Annotated in this window: 15 protein-coding genes; 13 read left to right on the top strand and 2 right to left on the bottom strand. The window is 63.7% G+C overall.

The genetic code is table 11. The features are described 5' to 3' along the window. Positions 1–429: 429 nt before the first annotated feature. The 4 genes from CSQ87_RS03595 (at position 430) to CSQ87_RS03580 (ending at position 9,211) form a co-directional block, all read left to right on the top strand. On the top strand, positions 430–3,906 hold the full coding sequence (locus CSQ87_RS03595; protein ID WP_100512518.1) for a hypothetical protein: 3,477 nt from the start codon (positions 430–432) through the stop codon (positions 3,904–3,906). Between the two features lie 400 nt (positions 3,907–4,306). Beyond that, positions 4,307–6,913 (top strand): prealbumin-like fold domain-containing protein, encoded by a 2,607-nt coding sequence (locus CSQ87_RS03590; protein ID WP_133122337.1) that lies wholly within the window; start codon positions 4,307–4,309, stop codon positions 6,911–6,913. Beyond that, a complete protein-coding gene (locus CSQ87_RS03585) occupies positions 6,906–7,934 on the top strand; it encodes a sortase (protein ID WP_100512516.1) in 1,029 nt (342 codons plus the stop codon). Before CSQ87_RS03590 ends, CSQ87_RS03585 begins: the two co-directional genes overlap by 8 nt. Before the next feature lie 134 nt (positions 7,935–8,068). Next, on the top strand, positions 8,069–9,211 hold the full coding sequence (locus CSQ87_RS03580; RefSeq protein ID WP_207761095.1) for a glycoside hydrolase family 88 protein: 1,143 nt from the start codon (positions 8,069–8,071) through the stop codon (positions 9,209–9,211). A 246-nt stretch (positions 9,212–9,457) separates the two neighbouring features. Here the strand turns inward: CSQ87_RS03580 and CSQ87_RS11215 are convergent, their stop codons facing one another. After that, positions 9,458–9,583, bottom strand: coding sequence for a hypothetical protein (locus CSQ87_RS11215; RefSeq protein WP_276310749.1), 126 nt, complete (start codon positions 9,581–9,583; stop codon positions 9,458–9,460). A gap of 68 nt (positions 9,584–9,651) precedes the next feature. Further along, a complete protein-coding gene (locus CSQ87_RS11210) occupies positions 9,652–9,780 on the bottom strand; it encodes a hypothetical protein (protein WP_276310750.1) in 129 nt (42 codons plus the stop codon). A gap of 2,900 nt (positions 9,781–12,680) precedes the next feature. Between CSQ87_RS11210 and CSQ87_RS03570 the strand changes: the two genes are divergently transcribed. From CSQ87_RS03570 to CSQ87_RS03530, 9 genes are all read left to right on the top strand, one after another. Continuing rightward, the gene (locus CSQ87_RS03570) at positions 12,681–14,009 is read left to right on the top strand and encodes an ABC transporter substrate-binding protein (protein ID WP_100512514.1); all 1,329 of its coding nucleotides are present in this window, start codon (positions 12,681–12,683) and stop codon (positions 14,007–14,009) included. A gap of 410 nt (positions 14,010–14,419) precedes the next feature. Beyond that, complete coding sequence (locus CSQ87_RS03565) at positions 14,420–15,415, top strand: carbohydrate ABC transporter permease (protein WP_207761094.1); 996 nt, start codon at positions 14,420–14,422, stop codon at positions 15,413–15,415. A 4-nt stretch (positions 15,416–15,419) separates the two neighbouring features. Then, a complete protein-coding gene (locus tag CSQ87_RS03560; protein ID WP_207761093.1) occupies positions 15,420–16,310 on the top strand; it encodes a carbohydrate ABC transporter permease in 891 nt (296 codons plus the stop codon). A 7-nt stretch (positions 16,311–16,317) separates the two neighbouring features. After that, positions 16,318–17,157, top strand: coding sequence for an alpha/beta fold hydrolase (locus CSQ87_RS03555; protein WP_100512512.1), 840 nt, complete (start codon positions 16,318–16,320; stop codon positions 17,155–17,157). A 221-nt stretch (positions 17,158–17,378) separates the two neighbouring features. Further along, positions 17,379–18,548 carry a LacI family DNA-binding transcriptional regulator gene (locus CSQ87_RS03550; RefSeq protein ID WP_165776726.1) on the top strand — a complete coding sequence of 390 codons (1,170 nt, stop codon included), beginning with the start codon at positions 17,379–17,381 and terminating at the stop codon, positions 18,546–18,548. 126 nt (positions 18,549–18,674) lie between these two features. After that, on the top strand, positions 18,675–19,913 hold the full coding sequence (locus CSQ87_RS03545) for an AGE family epimerase/isomerase (protein ID WP_100512706.1): 1,239 nt from the start codon (positions 18,675–18,677) through the stop codon (positions 19,911–19,913). Positions 19,914–20,177: 264 nt separating this feature from the next. Further along, on the top strand, positions 20,178–21,212 hold the full coding sequence (locus tag CSQ87_RS03540) for a LacI family DNA-binding transcriptional regulator (protein ID WP_100512510.1): 1,035 nt from the start codon (positions 20,178–20,180) through the stop codon (positions 21,210–21,212). A gap of 141 nt (positions 21,213–21,353) precedes the next feature. Next, positions 21,354–22,145, top strand: coding sequence for a carbohydrate-binding protein (locus CSQ87_RS03535; RefSeq protein WP_100512509.1), 792 nt, complete (start codon positions 21,354–21,356; stop codon positions 22,143–22,145). A gap of 152 nt (positions 22,146–22,297) precedes the next feature. Continuing rightward, positions 22,298–22,716: SDR family NAD(P)-dependent oxidoreductase (locus tag CSQ87_RS03530; protein ID WP_117434921.1), on the top strand; the 419-nt coding region annotated here is incomplete at its 3' end.

Here is a 22,716-nt window from a genome sequence, read left to right as displayed (position 1 = left end):
TCCACATTTCACCGAATCTCCATACCGGATATCCACATTGCAACGATTCCGGAATTCCGGTTTTCCCCATTCTTCGGGTTTCATCCCCCAATCGGCCCGGTTATCCACAGCCGTGCCTGATTCCCCGACCCTCCGGACCCGACTTTGCCATGATTGCCGTACCCAGCGCCGGCAGGTCTGACCGGCGACGAAGCCGGCCGACGCGGACGTCGACAGTGACGAAGCCGTTCGGCCCGGTCGGCAACGGACGAGCAAAGGAACGGGATACCCATGATCGAGACACGCAACGAAAGCTCCGGGACCGGGCAACGCAGGCCGATCGGAATCCATGGTCGGCCGCCTTCCGTGATGCGGCCCACGGTACGGCTCACGGTACGACACGCGGTAGGCCGGAGAACGGCCGGCATGCGGCGGCGCATGTGGAGGGCCGTGACCGGTCTGACGGTCGCGGCGGCCATGGCGTTCACGGGTGGCGTGGCGTTCACGGGTGGCGTGGCGTTCGCGGACCCGTCGGGCACGGCCCCGGCCGATGGGACGAGTGTCATATCCAGTCGGACAACGCTGACGGTGCGGGCGGTGGCCTCGACCACGCTGACCGGCATCGGCGTCGATCTGTACCGTATCGGACGCTACGACGTCGAACGGTCCTCCATGACCGGGTCCGACGCCCGTACCGGTTCCGTCTCCGGCCGTCCGTTCGAGGATCTGCGGGCCGTCAGCGTCGGGCCGACGGTGCGTACGGCCGCGGACGAGGCATTGGCTCAGGCGGGAGCGAACCGAAACGATGGTAAGGCCGACGATCCGGTCAATCGGCTCTGGCATATGACCGACGTCGAAACCCAGCGGCTGACGATCGGCCTGCTGTCCGACCGACTGCGTCGATCCGGCGTTCCCGCTGCCGCCTCGGTGACGGGGGAGGGATCGGCCTCGGTGCCGGAGGGTGTCTATCTGGCCGTACCGAAACAGGGGTCGGGCGGGGCGGCGATCGCGGGAACCACGGTCGCGGGGCGTCATCCGAACGATCGTCGCCTGGGCGTCGCGATGGTGCAGGGCGAGTCGGCCGGCGACCCCACCGCGGTATCGAACAACGCCGGCGGTCGCGGCGGTGACCTTGGCATCGAATCGGATGACGGCGACGGTTCCACCGGTCTGCTGTCGCGGCTGCGCGGCCTGTTCATGCGCAAGGCCGTCCGGGCCTCGACGCTCACACTGAAGGAGATCTCGCACATCCCATGGAACGGCGACGACTACGCGGCCGGCGAGTTCATCCTGTCCAACGGCAACCGCGCCTTGTGCGTGCAGGCCGCCGCCCACACGCCCGACGTCGACACGGCGTACGATCCGAGGTCCTACAACTTCGGCACCGACAAGGCCAACCGCATGCGTTCCGTGTTCTACTACGGTCCGGATGGGTTCGGCAACATCTTCGGCAAGGATCGCAACACCGGTCTGGTGATGACGCATTACGCGCTGTCCACCATCCACAACGGCAGCACCAAGGGCATTCCCGACTCGGTGCTGAAGGACGGCTTCTACCGGAAGCTGATGGAACTGTCCAAAAGCAGTCCGATCCCCGACAGCTCCGGCATGCGACTGCTGTTCTACATGGCCCAGCCGGCCTCCGCAGGCCAGTCGCTGATCGGCTGGGAGCCCTCGCCGTGGAAGCCGGGCATCACCACCCGCGCCGGATACGCCTCCGCCGGGTCATTCCTGTCGGGAAGGCCCGAATGGCGTGACAGCGTGAACGCGAAGATCGCCCGCAACAGCGTGCTGCGTGACGTGGTGAGCATCACGGCGCTCGGCGTGGGGCATCCGACCGACGATTTCTTCACCATCGACGTGCGGCTGAACATCGACGCGAACAAGGACGGCCGTGCGGAGAAGTCCATTGCGCAGAAACGCATCGTCAACGACTACTTCACCCGGATGCAGACCCGCGACTACACGTTCCAGTTCCTCACCGGATCCCAGGGCGGCGGCGCCACGCAATGGCCGGCCAACGCCGACCTGTGGTACGACGTCATCGTCCGCCGGGTCGATCCGTCGGATCCCGGCTACGCGGCCAACATCTACGAATACCGGTCGTACATGGTGCCCAACGAGGCTCAAGGCCAACGGTACGTGCACTACGGCCTCAACCAGAACAGCGGCGTCGACGATCCGGCCGAACGGTACAACACCGAGCCGATCCCGCCGCCGACCCAGCCGGACTCGCGTGAGATGACCGCGGCCGTCACCAGTCAGGCGGTCAACGGACTGGTCGGCGGGTGGAGGCAGGACGACGTCACCGAGGCGACGAGGTTCGATTCGCGCCGCGAGTCGCTGCGGCTGGCCGGTGGCACGCAGCCGCTGGACGATCAGGTCCGGCTCTCCGCGGCTTCGACCGACGGGCACCACGACTGGGACTCGGACAATGACGGTCGGTTCGACGGCGATCTGCGATTCGTGGTGAAGACCACGCTGCATCTGGGGGCGAACCGATCCTTCTCGAAGACCGTCTCGTTCGCCGGATACCACCGTGCCGGTGCCGGTGCCGGTGCCGGTGCCGGTGCTGGGGCCAGTGCCGAAGCCGATCCGGGTACGCAGACGTTCCGGTTCGTGCCCGATGATTTCGGACTGGACGCATGGCCGTCGGGGGATGCCTGGTTCACCAGTGCGGTCGTCGGCGTCACCGGGGTGCGCAATCAGGCGGGATACGAATGCCCCACCGGCCAGCTTCTGGTCGGTTCCGCGGCCGGATCCTACCGACTGTGTCTCAGGGACTACGACAGGGAGACCAGTGCGCTCAACGGTGCGGAAAGCGTGCATCTCATGCCTCCAGTGAAGCCCGGCATCGTCTCGGAAGTCGCCGCGAAGCAGACGATGGACGGCTCCCTGCCCAAGGACGACATCACGGTGAGCCTGCCGAAATCCGTGACCGGACTGACGGTGCTGGCGCGGGCCGACGTGTACTGGAGCCCGACCGCGGGGACGTCCGGCACGACGATCCCGGCGAACGCCAGAAAAATTGGCACGGTCACCCCGCTGCGGTTCCCGGCCGCAGGATTCAAGAACGGCCGGCAGACGATCACCTACGATCCCGGCAAGGATACGACGATGCGAACGGTGAAGGGCCTCGGCACCGGATACGTGACTTACGTGTGGCGAATCGACAAGGCCGATCTCACCGGTCAGAGCGTGACCTACCGGTGGGATTTCCGCGGCCGGGGATGGGACAAGACCATAAGCCTCGCCAGCGAACTGATCCTCGACATGGGACCGTCGGTCAGTGACGGATGGCGGCCGGAGCGGGAGCAGAGCGAGCAGCTCGCCAACTGGAGCCTCATCGTCACCAAGGTCGCGCGCAGAGGCGGCGCGCAGGGCACTTGGATGCGCGACCGTCCCGCCGCGGGGGCCGTGCTGCACATGCAGGAGACCCGGGATGCGGCCGGCAAGGTGCTGATCGCCGAGGCGACGAGGAACAGCATCACCCTCAATGCCGATGGGCAGGGGGCGTTTCCGGTCCACCGTATCGGAACGGGCCAGACCCGCTACTACCGCGTGTGGGAGACCAGCACGCCCGCGCCCATGCAGGTTCCGGCCGGCGGCGCCTACTGGGTGGTCCGTGCGGTGAACGTCGCCGGATCTCGCGGCGTGACCCTGACGGTCACCGGCAGCTCCGACGAAACCTCCTGGCTGCTCAACGGAACGGCGAAGGGCGAGACGGTCTCTTCCGTCAGTCCGGGATCGGGGCTGTCGAGCCGACCTGAGCGGTGGCGGCAGACGCTGGGCAATACGGTGCCGACCGACGTGACGCCTCCCGTCACCGGTTCCGGAACCGACACGGTGCGCCTGATGATCGGCGTGCTGGTGGTGGCCGCCGGCATCGCGGCGCTGGGATTCATGATCGTCAGATTCCGCCGGTGATCGCATGCGGGGACGGGAAGACGGCAATGACATGAGCGGCAATGACCTAAGTGGCAATGACATGAGGAAAGGAAACGGCATGAGGAACGAACCGGTGCCGATCGTGCGGATACGCGATCCTCCGTCTTACAGCGCGGCGATGAGCCGTCGGGGCAGACGGCGCATGGATACACGGAAAGCAACGCATCATCACATCAGGAAAGGAAGTTATCCCATGAACATCAACAACCAGCATCAGACAGGCATACGTCATGAGCGGATCGGGGACAAGCGGATCGGGGGCGCTCGGATCGAGAACACGCGGACCGTTGGCTCCGCTGTGCAAACCGCCGATTCCGTTGTGCAGCCCGCCGATTCGCGGACCGTGCGAGTCGCCGATTCCGGGACTCGGACCGCGCGAATGGTCAGCAGCACGCGGCATCTTGGCGTCGGCAAGGGAACGTCTCCGGACGGTTCCGTCGCCGACGGACAGCCCATCATCGGGTTCGCGGACTTCGCCGGTCCGGATCGGACCTACAGTCCGGATTGCGGTCCGGATAAGACCGGCGGTATCCGCTCCCACAGTGTTCGTTCCTACGAGGGCCGACGGATCGTGGGCATCTGGCAGGCCGACGGGTCCGGCGGGGACGTGCGTGTGAACGGGGACGTGCGCCGCGCCGATGGGCGCATGTCCGGCAGTCGTCCCGGCGGCCGGCGTGCGGGCGTCCGGAATTCTGACGGGCATCGGTCGCGTATGCGTCGTGTCGCCGCGGCGGTGATCGCCACCTCCGGCGTGCTGGGCGGACTGTCGGCCGGCGTCGGCACGGCTAACGCGGCCCCGCCCTACGACATCACGGTGCGGGCCGCGGTGGCGACGCGCGGCGGGCAAAACAGTCTCAAGGACCGCCGATTCACCGCGTACAAGCTGGCCGATTATGCGAACGGCACCTATGTATCGGTGGGCAACAAGCAGCTTGACGGCGTGGCCGTGGAGACGACCGCATCGCTGAAGCCCCATCTCAACCGCGTACTGGCCAGGACCACTGGGGTGTCCGATGCCGGCTCCTTGCCCGGATGGACGCTTGCCGGCTCCGATCCGATCGCGTGGATGGGTGGTTTCCGCCAGCATCAGGCAGGCAAGGGCCAGCCCGGCAACAAACAGGATGCGGGCTACTTCGGATTCGGATGGAACGAATCCGGACCCCAGCGGGTCGGCAACAACTCGCCGTCGAAGGCCTATGTCGGTTCGGTCCGTGAGTTCGCCGACAACATCGTCAAGGATTCCGAGGCTATGAAGGCCGTGAACGCCGCTCCGCACAGCGCGACCGTCACCTGCAAGGCGGCCGACGTCTGCACGATCCCGTTGACCGCCGCGCAGGGTTCGGGCGTGTATCTGATCCTCGACACTGCCGGCACCACGACGTGGAGCGGAACGAATGCGAACGGGCATAAGGCGTCGTGGACGGTCGGCTCCACGCAGCCGATGATCGTGCCCACCCGTCCGGACGACGGGGACGTGGCCACCCTGGACGGCTACAAGGCGTCGGACCGTACCAGGCTGGGCACCACGGGAGCGCTCGGCGAGATCGTCGTGAAGAACGTGGTCGACGAGGAGGAGCTGCCGAGGGAGGTCCCCAAGCAGCGCGACGAGTCGGTCGCGCCCGGCAGGGATGCGGCCGACAACGGCGTGGACGTGGGCGATGTGATCCCCTACGTCGTGTCGTATCGTGTGGCCGACATGAGCGCCTACCGTGCCGCCTATGACAACGGCGACAAGTGGTCGTACGAGTACCGCGTGCTCGACTACACGCAGCCCGGTCTGAAGGTCACCTCGGTTCCCACCGTGGACCTGTATGGTCCGGAAGCGAATCTCTATGACGCCAAGGGCAAGGTCCTCGCCAAGGACAAGGTCACCGGGGTGGACGGCAAAACCGTCATCCGGCCGCGCACCAGCATTCCGTTGACCCGAGTGACCGCGATTCCCGGATATGCGGCCAAGGGCGCGGGCACCGCGACCGGTCAGGCGGGCCAGCCCGACGCCTGGTACTACCTGAGCGTGGACCCGTACACCGATGAGACCCACATGATCGTGGGGCTCGGCAAGTGGATCGTGAAGAACTACGGCGACCTTCGTCTGAACGACCGCACCCGCACCCTGTACGGTTCGCAGTTCGCGATCCGGTACCAGGCCACGATCACGCCGAGGATCCTCGCCCACGCCAACATGACCTACAACGAGAACTGGCTGGACTACACCGATACGCCGAGCGACGTGAACAGCGGCAGCCATCACTCCACGCCGCATGTGCGCATCCGACAGTGGACGTACGACATCGATCTGCGCAAGCGGTCCAGCACGTCGAACGCCGGTCTGGAGGGTGCCGAATTCAAGGTCACCGTGCGGGACAACGCCAACGCGGCCGACCGCAAGGCCAAGGGCAGCGAGCTGAAGCTCGTCAGGGCCGGTGCCGTCGGCGACTACCGTCAGGCCGTGCCCGGAGAGACCGGCAGCTCCCGGGTGATGACCGGAAAGGACGGACTGCTGCGCATCCGCGGTCTTGATCTGGGCACCTACACGCTCACCGAAACCCGCGCGCCGAAGAACTACCAGCCGCTCAAGAGCAGCGAGGACGTGCGCATCTCGGCCAAGTTCGCCGATGACGAGTCGAACTTCGTCACCCCCGATCACCAGACCGAATCGAGGCTCACCATCAGCAAGAACAACCGCATTGCGCCGCTGCTCAAGCCGATGTTCAACTTCGCCGTCGAGCAGAAGGACGCGCCGAAGGGCCTGACCATCACCGCGACCGATGCGTACTGGAGCGGCAGGGACGGTTCCGATAAGTACTATGCGGACGACAAGACGAACTGGGTGGGCGCCAATCTGACGCTGTGGAACCAGCCGATCAACGTGATGCTCGCCCAGACCGGCGGCTGGGTCGGTCTGGGGCTGATCGCCATGACCGGCGTCGTGGCCGTCGCCGGCGGCGTGCTGCTGCTCGTCCGTCGCAACGCCATCCATGGCTGATCGCGCCAGCCGCGCCGATCTTCCCGATCGCGTCCATCGCGCCGATTCCGCCGGACGTTCGGCCCATGCCGTTCGTCCGGCTTCGGCGTCGTGGCGGTTCATCGTCTACGGGGACTCGGCGGCGACGTCGCCCAGGACGGTCCGTGGGCGGCTGACGCTGATCGGCATCGTGATGATCGTCGTCGGGGCGCTGATCCTCAGTCTTCCGCTGACGATCGGTCTGGCGGACATGCCCCGCAGCGTCGGACGGTCCGCCGGTAGCAGTGTTGGCGGTGACGGCGGTGTTGGCGGTGGCAGTGTTGGCGGTGACGGCGTCGGCGGGCGGGAGGCGACGCTGCGTCGTGCGTCCGATTACGACCGACGGCTGCTGACCCACGGGACCCTTGCCGTGGGGGAGGCGGCCGATCCGTTCCGTCGCGGTTCCGGCATACCCGCCCACGAGCAGGATGCGGACTATCAGGCCCAGCTGGGCGGGGGAGTGCTGATGGCGTTCATCCGCATTCCGCGGATCGGCGTGAACCTTCCGGTCGGGCATGGTACGTCGGACAGTCTGCTGGAGACGCAGGCCGGGCATATGTATGGCACCACGCTGCCGGTGGGCGACCCCGGCAACGCGGTGATCGCCGCGCATCGCGGACTTGGCGCGCGCCTGCTGTTCTACCGGCTCGGCGAGCTGTCCGCCGGCGACATGGTCTACACGGAGGCCGCGGGGAGCACGGTGGCGTGGCGGGTGGATTCCCTGATCCGCGTGGATCCGGGGAGCGATGGGGAGCGGCGGGCCATCGCCCAGGGCGGCGGCGGAACCGTGCTGACCCTGTATACCTGCGATCCGCCGGGATTGAACACCCGGCGTCTGATCGTCCGGGCCCATCGGGTGCCGTACGTCGACGAACGATCGGTGCCGAATCAGCGCGACCCGTGGGCGCCGTGGATCTGTGCGGGAGCCACCGGGGTCGTGGCGGTGACCATCGCCCTGATCGCCACACCCAGACGGCAGGTCATGCGGCATGCGGCGAGATGACGTTCACGGGCGGACGGATATTTCAGAGTGTCGGGTTTGACAGAGCGGAAGATCGTGTGTTTCAATAATCCTGAAACCGGTTTCATAAACCGGATGCAGTCTTTTCCCGATGGAGGGTGATTATGGCGTTCGATATGACGCAGATGTTGACCGAAGAGGAGCGCGAATGGGCCTCCTCGCTGTTGCCCAAGCTGAGCGACAAGTTCGCCGCCGAACGTGATCGCGTCGGCTCGCACATCCCGTACATCGCCGAGGACGGCGTGTACAAGGACTTCAAGGACATCAGCGACCCCGCATGGTGGACCAACGGATTCTGGCCGGGAATCCTGTGGCAGATGTTCCGGGCCACCGGCGACGAAGCCTACGTGAAGCCCGCCCGCGACGTGGAGGACACCCTCACCAAGGTGATCGACACGGACTTCATGGGCCTGCACCACGACGTCGGATTCATGTGGCTGCTGTCCGCCGTCGCCGACTACCGCCTCACCGGCGACGAACGGGCGAAGAACCGCGGCCTCGCCGCCGCGACCCTGCTGGCCGGCCGCTTCAACCCCGCCGGCCGCTTCATCCGCGCGTGGAACCTGCCCGAATCCGAAGGCTGGGCGATCATCGATTCGATGATGAACATCCAGATCCTGTTCTGGGCCAGCGATGTCACCGGCGACCCCCGATTCGCCGACGTCGCCCGCATGCACGCCGACACCCTGCTCAAGGCGGTCGTCCGTCCTGACGGCTCCTGCAACCACATCGTCGACCTCGATCTGGAAACCGGCGAACTCAAGAACAACCCCGGCGGACAGGGCTACGAATCCGGCTCCTCATGGACCCGCGGCCAGTCCTGGGCCGTCTACGGCTACGCGCTCGCCGCACGACACAGCGGCCAGAAGCGCTACCTCGACGCCGCCAAGCGCGTGGCCAACTACTTCTGCGCCAACGTCGCCCTCAACGACGACAAGGCGTTGATCGACTTCCGTGCGCCTGCGGAACCGGTCTACTGGGATGCGCTCGCGAACGTGATCACCGCCTGCGGTCTGCTGGAGATCGTCGATCAGGTGCCGCAGCTGGAGCGTCCGTTCTACGTGCGCTGGGCCGTGCGACTGCTCAAAGCCGTCGACAAGAACTGGTGCGACTGGGATCCCGCCCGCGATGGTCTGGTGCAGATGTGCTCCGGTTGCTACGAGAACGACGCCGACCGCGAAGTGCCGATGATGTACGCGGACTACTACTTCCTCGAGGCGGTGCTGCGTCTCAACGGCAAGGCGGCCCGTCTGTGGTGATGTGCTGATTCCTCCGCTGCGTTGTGGCGTTGCTGTGTTGCTGTGTGAGGTTTCGCGTTGATGCAGCGTTGCGGCGCTGTGTTGTGTGAGGTCCTCGCGTTGCTGTGCGGAGGCTTCGCGCTGTGGCGTCGTTGCGGCACTGCGTTGCGGATATGAAAAATGGCTGGGGCCCGTGAGCGATGATAGCTCGCGGGCCCCAGCCATTATGGGCTCGGAGGATCAGATGATCATCCGAGCGGAAGTGATTCAGCGAACGTCGTTGACGATGTCGTTGACGGCTTCGGCGACCTGCTTGTTGGCGATGGCGCCGGAGGTCATGGTGCTGGCGCCGTAGAGGGCGAGGCCGCGAAGCATGCTCTTCTTGATGTTCATAATTGCTCCTTATTGACTAACGATTGAAATGATTCGTGAAATGGTTCGGATTACCGAAAGTCTGTGGTTCAGCGGGTCTCGCGGGTCAGGTCGATGAGATCCTGAGCCAGCTGACGGTTGTTGATGCCGCTGTTCATCATCGTGGAGGCGCCGTAGATGGCCATGCCGCGCATCATGCTCTTCTTGAAGTCCATCATGTTCTCCTTAGGTTGCTTTCCTGTCAGCCTGTGCCCGGATGTTGTTGCCGTCGGGCTTTGTGCTTTCCTTGGCTGACATGATTCACTATAGACCGGGTTTGCTGATTGCGCAAGCGCTGGCGCAATAATGCTTACCGATCGGTAGGTTTTCAAGGGTTCTCTCGGCGTGTCGCACTGTGCTGGATAGCGCTAACATCGGCGTTTTCTTGGGAGAGTAAGGGTGTGGAAAGTGTGAACGGTCGTCTGTTTTCGTTGGGTTGCCCCATGCGCAAGCGAATGACATGATGCTTTGTCGGAAATCATCTACCGTAAGGCGTTCGCTGGAGGGTGCGTTTTCTTGGCGTGCGGGCTTTCTGGCGTGTGGGGGTACCGACGGCGTTTCGGAGTTCGGTCTCGTCGGCGGTCGGATCGGCGTGTGCGCGACGGTCATCCGATCCTGCTGATGGATCGGAGCGTCAACAGTCCGTTTCCGTGGTCGAATCCATCGGAATCCGCCGATATTCGATGGATTAGAGCGTAAAAACGCCCAATGTGCAGTCCGTTCCACCGTAGTCCGTTCCCTGCGATTTCCAGATTGTTGGAATCATGCGGTTTCTCGGATCCCCGTCTCAGGTAGTTGATGGATTGGAGTGCAGAATACCGGATTTTGCGGTCCGGTCCATCGCGAACCGATGATTTCCGGTGGATCGGAGTGCGGGAACGCTTTAGGTGCGGCCCGATCCATCGGATCGGCATCGTGGCAGGTTATACAAGCTGACCACGATGCTCGCATCCGCGTATTCGGACATCTGCATCGAGGATCTGAGCATCGCCGGCATGATGTGCTGGCCGCGGTCGGGCGTGGGACATCCGATGGCTTCGCAATGGCGTCGCCGCGAAAGTCTGACTCAACCGCGGCGTGCTCGATGCGTCGTTCGTTGTCGGGAGGCAATTGGAGTACAAGACCGCGCGCACGGCGTGCGCCTGCATGTTCGACCGCTGATGCCCGTTCGGCAAGACATGCTTGGCCTGCGGGAGGGTGAAAGCCAAGCTCTCCCTGTCCGAGCGCGCCTACCAGTGTGGGGCGTACGGGCTGGTCATGGACCGTGACCTGAATACGGTCGAGAACATCCTGGTCGCATGGGGATCCGGAGATCTTAAACGCGCATGGGGCGGACATAAGACCCGCCGTCGGCAAGGACGGCGGCAGACCGTGATGAAGTGCGAACCAAGCAACGGCACAAAGCCGTATAAGACTTGGGACGGACGGCCGCGGGACCGTCCTGCAAGCTAGAACGAACCAGATTGCAACAGCGCCATATGATTGCGTGCCATGTAATTGTGGGGCATGGTGGGGTGAATATGGTGGGTTGAGCATGGTGGGGTTGAGCATGGGGTGCGTGTGATGTCGGGATATCGGTGGGGTATGTGTGACCGGGTGCGGGTCATAGATAACGTGGTGCGAATCACTCGTGACTCGGCATGGGACGTGTGTGAATCGGTGCGTGGAGCGTCACATGGTGCGTCCGCGCCCGGTGACGCTGCTCTTGCACCCGGTGACGGTATCGGTGCCTGATGGCGTGATCCGCATCCATCATGTGTCGATGTCGTTGTGGTCTGATGCAGGGACGAATGGGCATGACGTGCGATTGGCCCCATTGTGCGGCTGATGTCGTGGATGTCGGATGGGTTTTACGCCATTGAATACGTCTTGCGGCACGGGGCGTCTATCACAGTGCGCTCGTTCTGGCCACCCCTCCTTGATGGATCGGAACGCAAAACGCCCAATTTGCGGTCGAATCCATCGGAATGCTCCGATATTCGATGGATCGGAACGCAAAACGCCTGAATTTGCGGTCGAATCCATCGCGAACCGTTTCCATGGTTTTCCGGATCATTGGAATCATGCGGTTTCTTGGCCTTGTGGCCTTGTCTGTCGATGGATTGGAGTGCCGAATCCCGGTTTTCGCGGTCGAATCCATCGAAATTCGCCGATACTCGATGGAGCAGAGCGCAAAACGCCCAATTTGCGGTCGAATCCATCGAGCCAACGGCTGTTTGCTCCAGTACTCGTGACCCGCATCACCTCGAATGCCCGCCTGTCCGTTCGGGAATCCTCTGTTGGCTCGTCGGATGTGGTAACGATCGCTGAGCCCCGACAATCCGTCACTGTCAATCCGTCAATTCGCCAACCTGCGCCCAATGGATCTGCCTTCCCGAGAGGAGTGCCTTCTCGAGGGGAGTGCCTTCTCGAGGGGAGTGCCGTATCGCAAAGGAGATCACGGCCTCGGCGCCCAAATCCTCCTCCCTTGTGGGTGACCGAACGCTACGCCGGACTGGCTGACCGGATGGGGTGAGGCGCGCAGGGGGAAGGCATGGCTAGCCCGAACGCCACGCTAGGCCGGCCGTATGGGGTAAGGACGCAGGCGAGTCTGGTTCCTTTTCTCGATCGGTTCTGGCGATAGTTCCTGATCGGCTTCGACGACAGGACGGCATTCCGTGTTATCGGCGTCCGGTGCGATCGCATTATGGGTCGAACTGGTTCTGGGTCATCGTCGCCGTGATTCGCAACGGCATCGTCGCGGCGGCATCTGGTATTCGCGGTGGTGGCATCAGGGTCCCCGAGCAATTTCCGATTGCTGCGGGCCGGTTGCTGCCGGAATGGGACGAAACTGGGCAAAACCACGATGTAATTGGTTGCATATACACGGCAAATATGGCAAAGCCCTTGGAATTTCATCAATATCGAGTTGCAACACTCCGATAATCCCATATTTGACATTATTTGCATTTGGCTTTTATAGTGTAGGTGTTTCAAGGATGAAACTAGTTACAAAAAAATTCATCCGACAACGAAGTACCACGTCACCGACACATGACATCCATGGGTAGGTATTCATCACAACCAAGGAGGGTTTGAGATGAGAATGAACCGTTGGGCACGTATTGCGGTTAGTGCCGCAGCTGCGGTTGGTCTGGTGCTGCCACTGGCGGCATGCAGCGGATCGAGCAGCAGCGACAGCTCCTCGTCGTCGAGCAACGGACCGGTCACCATCGAATGGTGGGGCTGGCAGCAGGGCCAGGACAAGCAGGCCGAGGCCTTCAACAAGTCCCAGAACAAGATCAAGGTCGTCTACAAGAAGCAGGCCTCCCAGGAGAAGGCCGAGCAGGCTCTGGTCAACGCGGTGAAGGCCGGCAACGCCCCGGACCTCACCGAGGTGAACATGGATTCCACCATCTCGCTGCTGGCCGATGGCACCCTGCAGGACATCAACCAGTACAAGCCCGACCTGTCCAAGATCTCCAAGCAGGCCATCGAATCCTTCACCGTGGGCGACAAGCTCGCCGTGATCCCCTACAAGGTCAGCCCGCAGTTCATGATCGTCAACAACAAGACCTTCAAGGACAATGGCGTGAAGGTCCCCACCACCTGGGATGAGATGATCTCCGCCGGCAAGCAGCTCAAGGCCAAGAACCCGAACATCAAGCTCGTCAACCTGCCCGGCGAGGATCCTTCGCAGCTGGTGCTCATGGCCCAGCAGTTCGGTGCCAAGTGGTACAGCGTCAAGGGCGACAAGTGGGTCGTCGACATCAACGGCGCCGAGACCAAGAAGGCCGTGAACTACCTGCAGCAGATCGTCGACAACGACATGTTCTCCAACAAGACCTACGTCGAGTGGGACGCCCTGATGCAGTTCTTCCAGTCCGGCAACCTCGCCACCGTGGGCACCTCCACCTGGCAGCTGTCCGCCTACCAGCAGAACTTCCAGAAGTCCCTCGGTGACTGGCACGCCGTAGCATGGCCGAAGGAATCCGCCAGCTCCAGCGTCGTCACCCCGCTGAACGCCCAGGGCTACGGCGTGCCGAAGGGCGCCAAGAACCCGCAGGCCGCCGTTGAGTTCGCCACCTGGCTCGCCACCAACGACGAGGCCATCAAGCTCGCCGCCAACGCCGAAACCGGTTCCGGCGCGTTCCCGGCCGTCGCCGACGCCGACCAGTACGTCGAAGCCTCCCTGCCCGACAAGCTCCTCGACGACAAGTCCGCCGCGGCCGACGTGGTCAAGGAAGCCGACAAGACCCTCGCCCCGTACACCACCGGCGTGAACTGGTCCGGCATGTTCAAGCAGCTGCAGGATCAGTGGGCCAAGTTCTGCCAGAAGCAGATCACCGGCGAGCAGATGCTCGACAACGTCCAGCAGTGGACCCTGAACGACCTCAAGTCCAAGGGCATCAACGCCGAAGCCGCCTGATAGGAGCCGCCATAACCAACCATCAGATAGCGAACCTCTCTTCATAACTCCTTCCTCCATAGAAGCGGCGGGGCAACACCACACAACCGCCCCGCCGCTTCTCTATTGCCCAATCAACAACCAAACAACCAACAACCAAACCAACCGAAGCGGCGATCGGACGCCGCCGGCGGTTCAGACGATTCCGGGGACCGATCCCCATCAGACCCGCGCAATCCCACGCAACCGGTCCCGCCCGATTCAACCGATCCTGATCCCGCCCGATGCCACGTTCCGTATCCGGCACCGTTCCGCATCCGACATCGGCCGCCACCGGCGGTCGGCGCCCCTCGCGCCCATCGGGCCCATCGGCACCCAGATTTCCACCCATTTCCATCCATCATCCATCACTCATTCGTTAGGAGCACATCGTGAGCGTCACCAGCAGCACGGCGACCGCCGCTCCCGTCAAGGCAGCGGACGTCACGTCCAGAAAGGCCCATGCCGTCTCCAGCGGCAGCCGCGCCAACCAAACGCCGTCATGGCGTCGTAGGCTCGGTCTCAAGGGAGCCATGTTCGGCGTCCCGTTCTTCGTCGGCTTCCTCTTCATCTTCATCATCCCGCTCATCTACGCGGTCTACGAAAGCCTGTTCCGCAAACAGTCCAGCGGCCTCGGCATCGGCGAGCCCACCCTGCACTTCTCCGGCCTCGAACAGTACGTCCGGGCCTTCCAGGACCACGACTTCTGGATGGGCATGATCCGCGTGGGCATCGCCTCCGTCATCATCGTGCCGATCATCATGGGCTTCGCGCTCGCCGAGGCGCTGCTCATCGACACCGCCAAGGCCCGCGCCAAGAAGACCTTCCGCTTCCTGCTGCTGATCCCGTACATGGTGCCGACCATCGTCTCCACCCTGATGTGGGTCTACCTCTACTCGCCCGACATCGGCCCGCTGCGCAAGTTCTTCCTGCTCTTCGGCGCGGACGTCAACTTCTTCAGCTCCCAGATGCTGTGGGTCTCCATGGCCAACCTGCTGCTGTGGACCCAGGTCGGCTTCAACATGCTGATCCTCTACGGCTCGCTCACCGCGCTCGATCCGTCCCTGCTCGAGGCGGCCCGCATCGACGGCGCCAACGAGTTCCGCATCGCCTGGTCCATCAAGATCCCGCAGGTCAAGGGCACGCTGCTGCTCACCGGTCTGCTCTCGTTCATCGGCATGCTGCAGCTGTTCGACCAACCGCTGCTGTTCCGATCGGCCTCGCCGCAAACCGTGACGGCGAACTTCACACCGATCATGACGATCTACAACTACACGTTCACCGCCGGCGGCGACTACAACTACGCGGCCGCGCTCTCGGTGATCCTCGCCATCGTGATCGGCATCCTCTCCGCCCTGATCTACGGCTTCACGAACAGAAAGAAGTAATGCGATGAATACGAAAGTCATGCAGCCGAAGCGCTCCGCCAAGGGCATCGGCGAATCCAAGCGCACCCGCACCGGCGTGATGGTCGTGCTGATCATCATGACCTTCTACGCCCTCGCCCCGCTGTGGTGGCTGGTCGTCTCCGTCACCAAGAGCCGCGTCGACCTGTACAACACCAACGGCCTGTGGTTCGCCAACCACATCAATCTGGTGGAGAACTTCCAGCAGTTGTTCACCTACGAGAACGGTCTGTTCTTCAAGTGGATGTGGAATTCGATCCTGTACGCGGGCGTCGGCTCCCTGATCTGCATGGTCATCTCGCTGATGGCCGGCTACAGCCTGAGTAAGTACCAGTACCCCGGCCGCGGCATCGGCATGGGTCTGGTCATGCTCTCCTTCCTGATCCCCACCGCCCTGCTCACCATGCCGCTGTACCTGATGTTCTCTTCGGTGCACATGACCGACACCATCTGGTCGGTGCTGGTGCCGTTCTTCATCAACGCCTTCGACGTCTACCTCGCCAAGACGTACATCGACGGCGCGGTGCCCGACGAACTGCTCGAGGCCGCCCGCGTGGACGGCGCCGGTGAGTTCCGCATCTTCCGTCAGATCGTCATGCCGCTGCTGAGCACCCCGGCCGCCACGATCTTCATCCTCACCTTCGTGCTCAACTGGAACAACTTCTACATGCCGATCGTGATGCTGCGCGGCGCCGACAAGTGGACCCTGTCGCTCGGCCTCTACAGCTTCATGCAGACCAAGCAGACCGCCCTGTTCGATCCGACCACGATCGCACTGGCCGGCGCGGTGGTCTCGATCATCCCGCTCGCCGTGGTGATGATCGCCATGCAGCGCTACTGGAAGTCCGGCGTGGCCCTCGGCGGCGTGAAGGGGTGAGTTCCGAATGACGACGGCATCGACGACGGATCAGGACCGAACGCCGGAACCGGTGTATGCGGTGCTGATCCACGGGTGGGGCGGCTCGCCCCACTCCTGGGATCCGGTGGTCTGGCCGAAGGACTGGCATGTGCTGGAGTACACCCTTCCCGGTCACGCGGAACGGTTCGACGACGGTCCGTGGACCATCCGATCCGCTTCCGAGGATCTGGCCCGGTACATCGAAACGCATGTGCCGGCGGGGCATCCGGCCCTGCTGATCGCCCATTCGATGGGCGGACAGCTCTCCCTGTGGATGAACGCGAACCGCCCCGATCTGGTGGCCGGCGAAGTGGTGATCGATCCGGCCTACGGCGGCGACGATTCCGCGGAGGATGTCGCGCAGTCCGTCAGCACGCTGTCCGCTCTGCGGGCGGACGCCTACGGCACGATGCGCGAGTTCATCAAGGGCGCGTTCTCCCCGTATCTGGGTCAGGAGGCCCGGCAGGCCATCGTGGACGACATTCCGCGGACCAATCCCAAGGCATTGGCCGACTATTTCGAATCGGAGTATCTCGACGACGATTCGTTCGGACTGAAGCGCGATTCGCGGCCGATGATGGCGCGGCGCACCCGGCCCGTACTGGGCATCTACCGTACGGAGGAGCGCGGCGACTTCGAGCGGGAGAACGATCCGGATTCGGTGCCGGTTGAGATCTCGGTGTGGGGGAGCGACCACGGTCATTTCCTGCACATGGAGGAGCCGGAACGGTTCGCCGGCGAGGTGATCGCATGGGCGGACCGGATTGGATCGCTGGACCGGATTGGGGTGCCGGATGGGATCGGTTCGTCCGTGCTGGTCGGGTGATTCGGTCGGCCGGTGATCGTGACCGGTGGTCGCGGCCGATCGGTGATCGCGGATGAATGATGGGTGGTGCGGCGGCGTCCCGAGCGGATGCCGCCGCATTGTCGTATTCGGTGGCGCTCGGGACCTGTAACGCAATCATGACCGCATCAATGCCGATGATGGTCAAAGCCGCTTTTACAATGGAAGGAAATTAGTTTCATACCATGAGAGGACTGACGTTCATGACCGATGGCAGTGTGCCGGCCGGAACCGATGGCGTACCGAAGGTGGATGGCGGCTCCGCGGTGTTGTCTGGCTCCGCCGTGTCCGGCTCCGCGGTATCCGCTGGGGGGCGGGCTTCCGGCTCGCGCAAGGGGCCGGCGAAGACCAGCCGCGTGAACATCCGCGACATCGCCGCGGCGGCCGGCGTCTCCACGGCCACGGTCTCCAGGGTGATGCGTGGTAATGCCAAGGTGTCCGAGGCCACGCGGGCGAAGGTGCGCAAGGCCATCGACGATCTCGAATACATCCCCAATGCGCATGCGCTGGCGCTGACCACGCCTCCCAATTCGGTGACGCTGGTGGTCGACAGCATCGTCGGCGGTACTTACAGCGAGATGACCGCCGGCGTGGAACGCGAGGCCGCGGCGCACAACATGGTGTTCCGGCTGATCTCCACCGGCGGCAACTGGTCGGAGCCCGAACCGCTGCTCAACGAACTGCTGTCCCAGCGGCCGCGCGTGGTGGTGCTCACCGCCACCGACATCATCGGCAACGCCTTCGACGGCGTGCTCGACCAGTACGTCGAGAAATTCGCCTCGGTGGGCACCACGCTGGTGGTGCTGGCCCGTCCCCGCATGGGTCTTTCGCAGGATATCGCCGTGGTCGACTATGCCAACGAATCCGGCATGGAGGAGCTGACGAAATACATGATCTCGCTCGGCCACCGGAAGTTCATGTTTGCGGGACTGCGTGAGAACTCCAGCGTGTTCATGGCCCGGTACCGCGGCTTCCGTAAGGCGCTGGAGGAGGCCGGGCTGGACTACGATCCGAGCTTCGAGATCCCGCTGGACGACGATCGTTCCACGGTAATGGCCAACATGATGGCCTCGTGGCAGTCCGGCGCCAGCGACTGCACCGCGGTGGTGGCCGTCACCGATGCCATGGCGCTGTTCTCGATCGCCGGCCTGCGCAAGCTCGGCGTATCGGTGCCCGATGACGTCTCCGTCGGCGGCTTCGACGACATGCCGTTCGCCGAGGATCTCGTCGTGCCGATGACCACCGTGCACGCGCCCTTCGGCGACATGGGCCGCATGGCCGTGCGGGTGGGGCTGGAGCATCCCGGCGCCAGCATCGTCATGCCCACCAATCTGGCCATCCGCGGGTCGGTGGCCGTGCCGCGGCGGTCCTGAGGCGGATCGTTCGGCTGCCGGATCGTTCGGCTGCTGGATTGGTCGTGTGTCCCGGTTGATTGTTTGAAATCGGTTTCATATAATGGTGTCCGCAATGATTTCCTGTGATCGATGGAGCGCACGACCATGACAGACAACGCATACGAATACGGCACCGACGCCAACCGCGCCCTGCTGAAGCGCGAAACCGAAAATCTGCTCGGATTCGGCCATAAGTTCCCGGCCCCCGGCGGCGGATCCGCCTGGCTGGACTCCGACGGCAACCCCGACCCCTCCCACGGCATCCAGACCTGGATCACCTGCCGAATGGCGCATGTGTACTCGCTGGGCGCGCTGCTCGGCCATCCCGGCTCCGAAGAGCTGGTCGACGTCGCGATCGACGGTCTGCTCGGCCACCTGCACGACGACGCCAACGGCGGCTGGTATCCCGAAATCACCTGGGACGGCAAGCCCGCTCCCGACAAGATCTGCTACGCCCACGCGTTCGTGATCCTCGCCGGCACCTCCGCCACCCTGATCGGGCGTCCGAAGGGGCCGGAACTGCTCGAGAAGGCCCTCGACGCCTACAACAAGCACTTCTGGGATGACGAAACCGGTCTTGCCGTGGACACTTGGAACACCGAATTCACCAAGCTTGACCCCTACCGCGGCCTCAATGCCAACATGCACACCACCGAGGCGTTCCTCGCCGTCGCTGACGTGACCGGCGACGAGGAGTACCGCCGCCGCGCCGGACGCATCATCGACCATGTGGTCGGCTGGGCGTCCAACAACGGCTGGCGCATCCCCGAGCACTTCACCTCCGACTGGCAGCCCGACCTCGACTGCAACCGCGACAAGCCCGACGACCAGTTCAAGCCGTTCGGCGCCACGCCCGGCCACGGTATCGAATGGTCGCGTCTGATCACCCAGTACGCGCTGAGCTCCGACCGTGATGAGGCCGGCAAGCAGGCGTTGATCGACGCCGCCGAGCACCTGTTCAACCGCGCCCTCGAGGACGCCTGGAACCGCAACGGCACCATCGGTCTGGCCTACACCACCGATTGGGACGGCAACCCCGTGGTCACCGACCGCATGCATTGGACGCTCGCCGAGGCCGTCAACGCCTCCGCCACGCTTGCCAAGGTCACCGGCAAGCAGCAGTACAAGGACTGGTATGCGAAGTTCTGGCAGTACATCGACGAATACCTCGTCGACCACGTCAAGGGCTCCTGGTTCCACCAGCTCGACAAGGACAACCATGTGCTCGACACCGTCTGGCCCGGCAAGTCCGACCTGTACCACGCCACGCAGGCCACGCTCATCCCGCTGCTCGATCCGGCGGTCTCCGTCGCGCCCGCGCTCAAGGCCGAACTGGCCAAGTGAGCGGTGGCCAAGCGGCGGCCAATCGGCGTCGATTAGACAGTATCGACTAGACAGTGTCGATTGGGCGGTGGATCGTCGGCCGAGGACGGTCGGCTCCACCGGTGACGGTACGGGCGGACGGGACGATCGATGAAACGATTTCACGGTTCGTCCCGTCCCCGTCTATGGTTGTGGTGAACGTCGGTTCATTCGTCGGCTCGTCGAACGCTCGATTGGCCGGTATTCGCCAGTACGAATGTATTTCAAGGTTCCAAAGGAGATATCATGCCCCGCAACGCGCAACGCAGCACGCCGGTGATCAAGGACGTGGCCAAGCTCGCCGGAGTGTCCGCGCCTACGGTATCCCGGTATCTCAACGGTACGGCCAAGGTCAATGAGGAGAAGCGCGAACGCATCGCCCAGGCCATCAAGCTGCTGGGGTACAAGCCCAGCGTCGTCGCCCGCGCCCTGGCGAACAAGGAGATGGACTCGGTGATGGTGTTCGCCACCAATTCCGGCACCTTCTCCACCAACATGACCAGCATCGGCGTCGAGAACGGCGCCCGTGAGCGGAACTATCTGTTCAACGTGACCACGCTGAGTGAGGACCGCATGGATGAGGTGCGGCCGACCGTGCAGATGGCGCTTGGCGCGAATCCCGCCGGCGTGGTGGTGTACGAATACGATCATGCCGGCGCCGAGGCCCTGCGGTACATCCCCGACGACATTCCGCTGGTCATCGTCGGCGGCAATGCCGGCGAGGGGCGGTATCAGGTCATCAACTCCGAGCGTGAGGGCGGGCATCTGATGACCCGCTATCTGCTCGGTCTGGGCCATCGGACGGTGTATCACGTCGGCCGGCCGCAGGGTCCGAGCGACAACACCCGCACCAACGGATGGCGGGACGCGATGGCGGAGGCGGGGATCGCCGCGCCGCCGGTGATCGAGGTCTCGGCCACCGATCTGAGCGAATCGGTGGAGGCTGGGCGGCGCATCGCCGGATTCGATGACGCCACCGCCGTGTTCGCGGGCAACGACGAAACCGCGATCGCCGTGATCAAGGGATTGCGCGAGGCGGGCAAGCGGGTGCCCGAGGACGTAAGCGTGGTCGGATTCGACAACCGGACGTTCGGTCCGCTGTGGACCCCGCCGCTGACCAGCTACAGCCAGAATTTCGTGGAGACCGGCGAGCGGGCGTTCTCCATGCTGTATGAGCAGATTCAGGCGCGGCGCGGCGGTCAGGAGCCACCGAAGTCGCGGCTGGAGACGGTGCGCGGCGAATTCGTGGAACGCGGATCGGCGCTGCCATTCGCCGGGTAAGTGCGCCGGGCCTGCCGGGGGAGGGGCCATCCGGGGGAGTGACCTGTCGGATCGGCCCGACACGCCCTCTTCAAGAAATCGGTTTCATAATTTATGATGTGAATGACCGGCATGTGAAACCAGAGTATGAAAGGTCAGACAATGACGTTGAGCATCACAGTCGAAAACGCCGATGGCGAGATCAAGGCATCGGCGGAGGCGGCCGACCGCGCCGTACTGGTGTGGGATGGTGAATACGAGGAGGGCGATCGCATCCGATTCGCCGTTCCCGAGTCCGGAAAGATGTGGCGGATCCGCGTGGACGACGCGGTGGATGAGGCCTCGGTGCTGCTCAAGGGCACTGGGCTGGTGTACGACGTGCCGTTCGGCGACGCGAAGATCCCCTACAGCCCCAAGGCGTTCGAGGGTGGACGGCATATGCTGTCGCTGAGGGCGCTGACCGCCGAGGAGGAGGCCGCCTACGGCAACCTCGCGGCCAATCCGATCGACCAGCATGACTGCGAGACCTGCTACCCGCACGCCCATGCCAATGCCGAGACGCGCGGCGAGGCGGTGTTCTTCGCACGCAACGCCATCGACGGCGTGACGGCGAACGATTCGCACGGCGTGTGGCCGTATGCCACCTGGGGCAACGACGGGCGCGACGACGCCGAGATCACCGTGGAATTCGGTCGTCCCGTGGATCTTGACGAAGTGGTGCTGGTCACCCGAGCCGATTTCCCGCACGACAACTGGTGGGTGAGCGCCAAGCTCACGTTCTCCAACGGCGACGTCAAGGATCTGGCGATGGAACGCAGCGATCAGCCGCATCGGTTCGCGGTGTCGGAGCGCGGCGTGACCTGGGTGAAGCTCGGCGATCTGGTGAAGTCCGACGATCCCTCGCCGTGGGCGGCGCTGGTGCAGCTCGAGGCTTACGGGCGAAACGCGAAGTAGCCTGACGGTATCCCCGAGGTTGCGGGACATAAAACAAACAACGACAATATGGCACCGGTTGCTTTTGAAACCGATTTCATGATATAGTGATTGAGCTGGTTCGGTCGGAACGGCCGCACCATCTACGGAAAGGACATTCCATGGCATTCGACATGACTAAGTTTTCCCTTGAAGGCAAAGTAGCCCTCGTGACCGGCGCCTCCTACGGCATCGGCTTCGCCATCGCGACCGCGTTCGCCCAGGCCGGCGCGAAGATCGCATTCAACGACATCAAGCAGGAGCTCGTGGACAAGGGACTCGCCGCCTACAAGGAGCTCGGCATCGATGCACACGGCTACGTGGCCGACGTCACCGACGAAAAGGCCGTGCAGGGCCTCGTCGCCGACATCGAACGTGACTTCGGCACCACGCCCGACATCCTCGTGAACAACGCGGGCATCATCAAGCGCATCCCCATGGTGGACATGAGCGTGGAGGACTTCCGCAAGGTCGTGGACATCGACCTCAACGCCCCGTTCATCGTGTCCAAGGCCGTGATCCCGGGCATGATCGCCAAGGGCCACGGCAAGAT

The organism is Bifidobacterium simiarum, from assembly GCF_002802905.1.
GTDB classification, from domain to species: domain Bacteria; phylum Actinomycetota; class Actinomycetes; order Actinomycetales; family Bifidobacteriaceae; genus Galliscardovia; species Galliscardovia simiarum.
The sequence above is the reverse complement of the archived record's forward strand: the minus strand, read 5'-3'. Positions and strand labels throughout refer to the sequence as shown.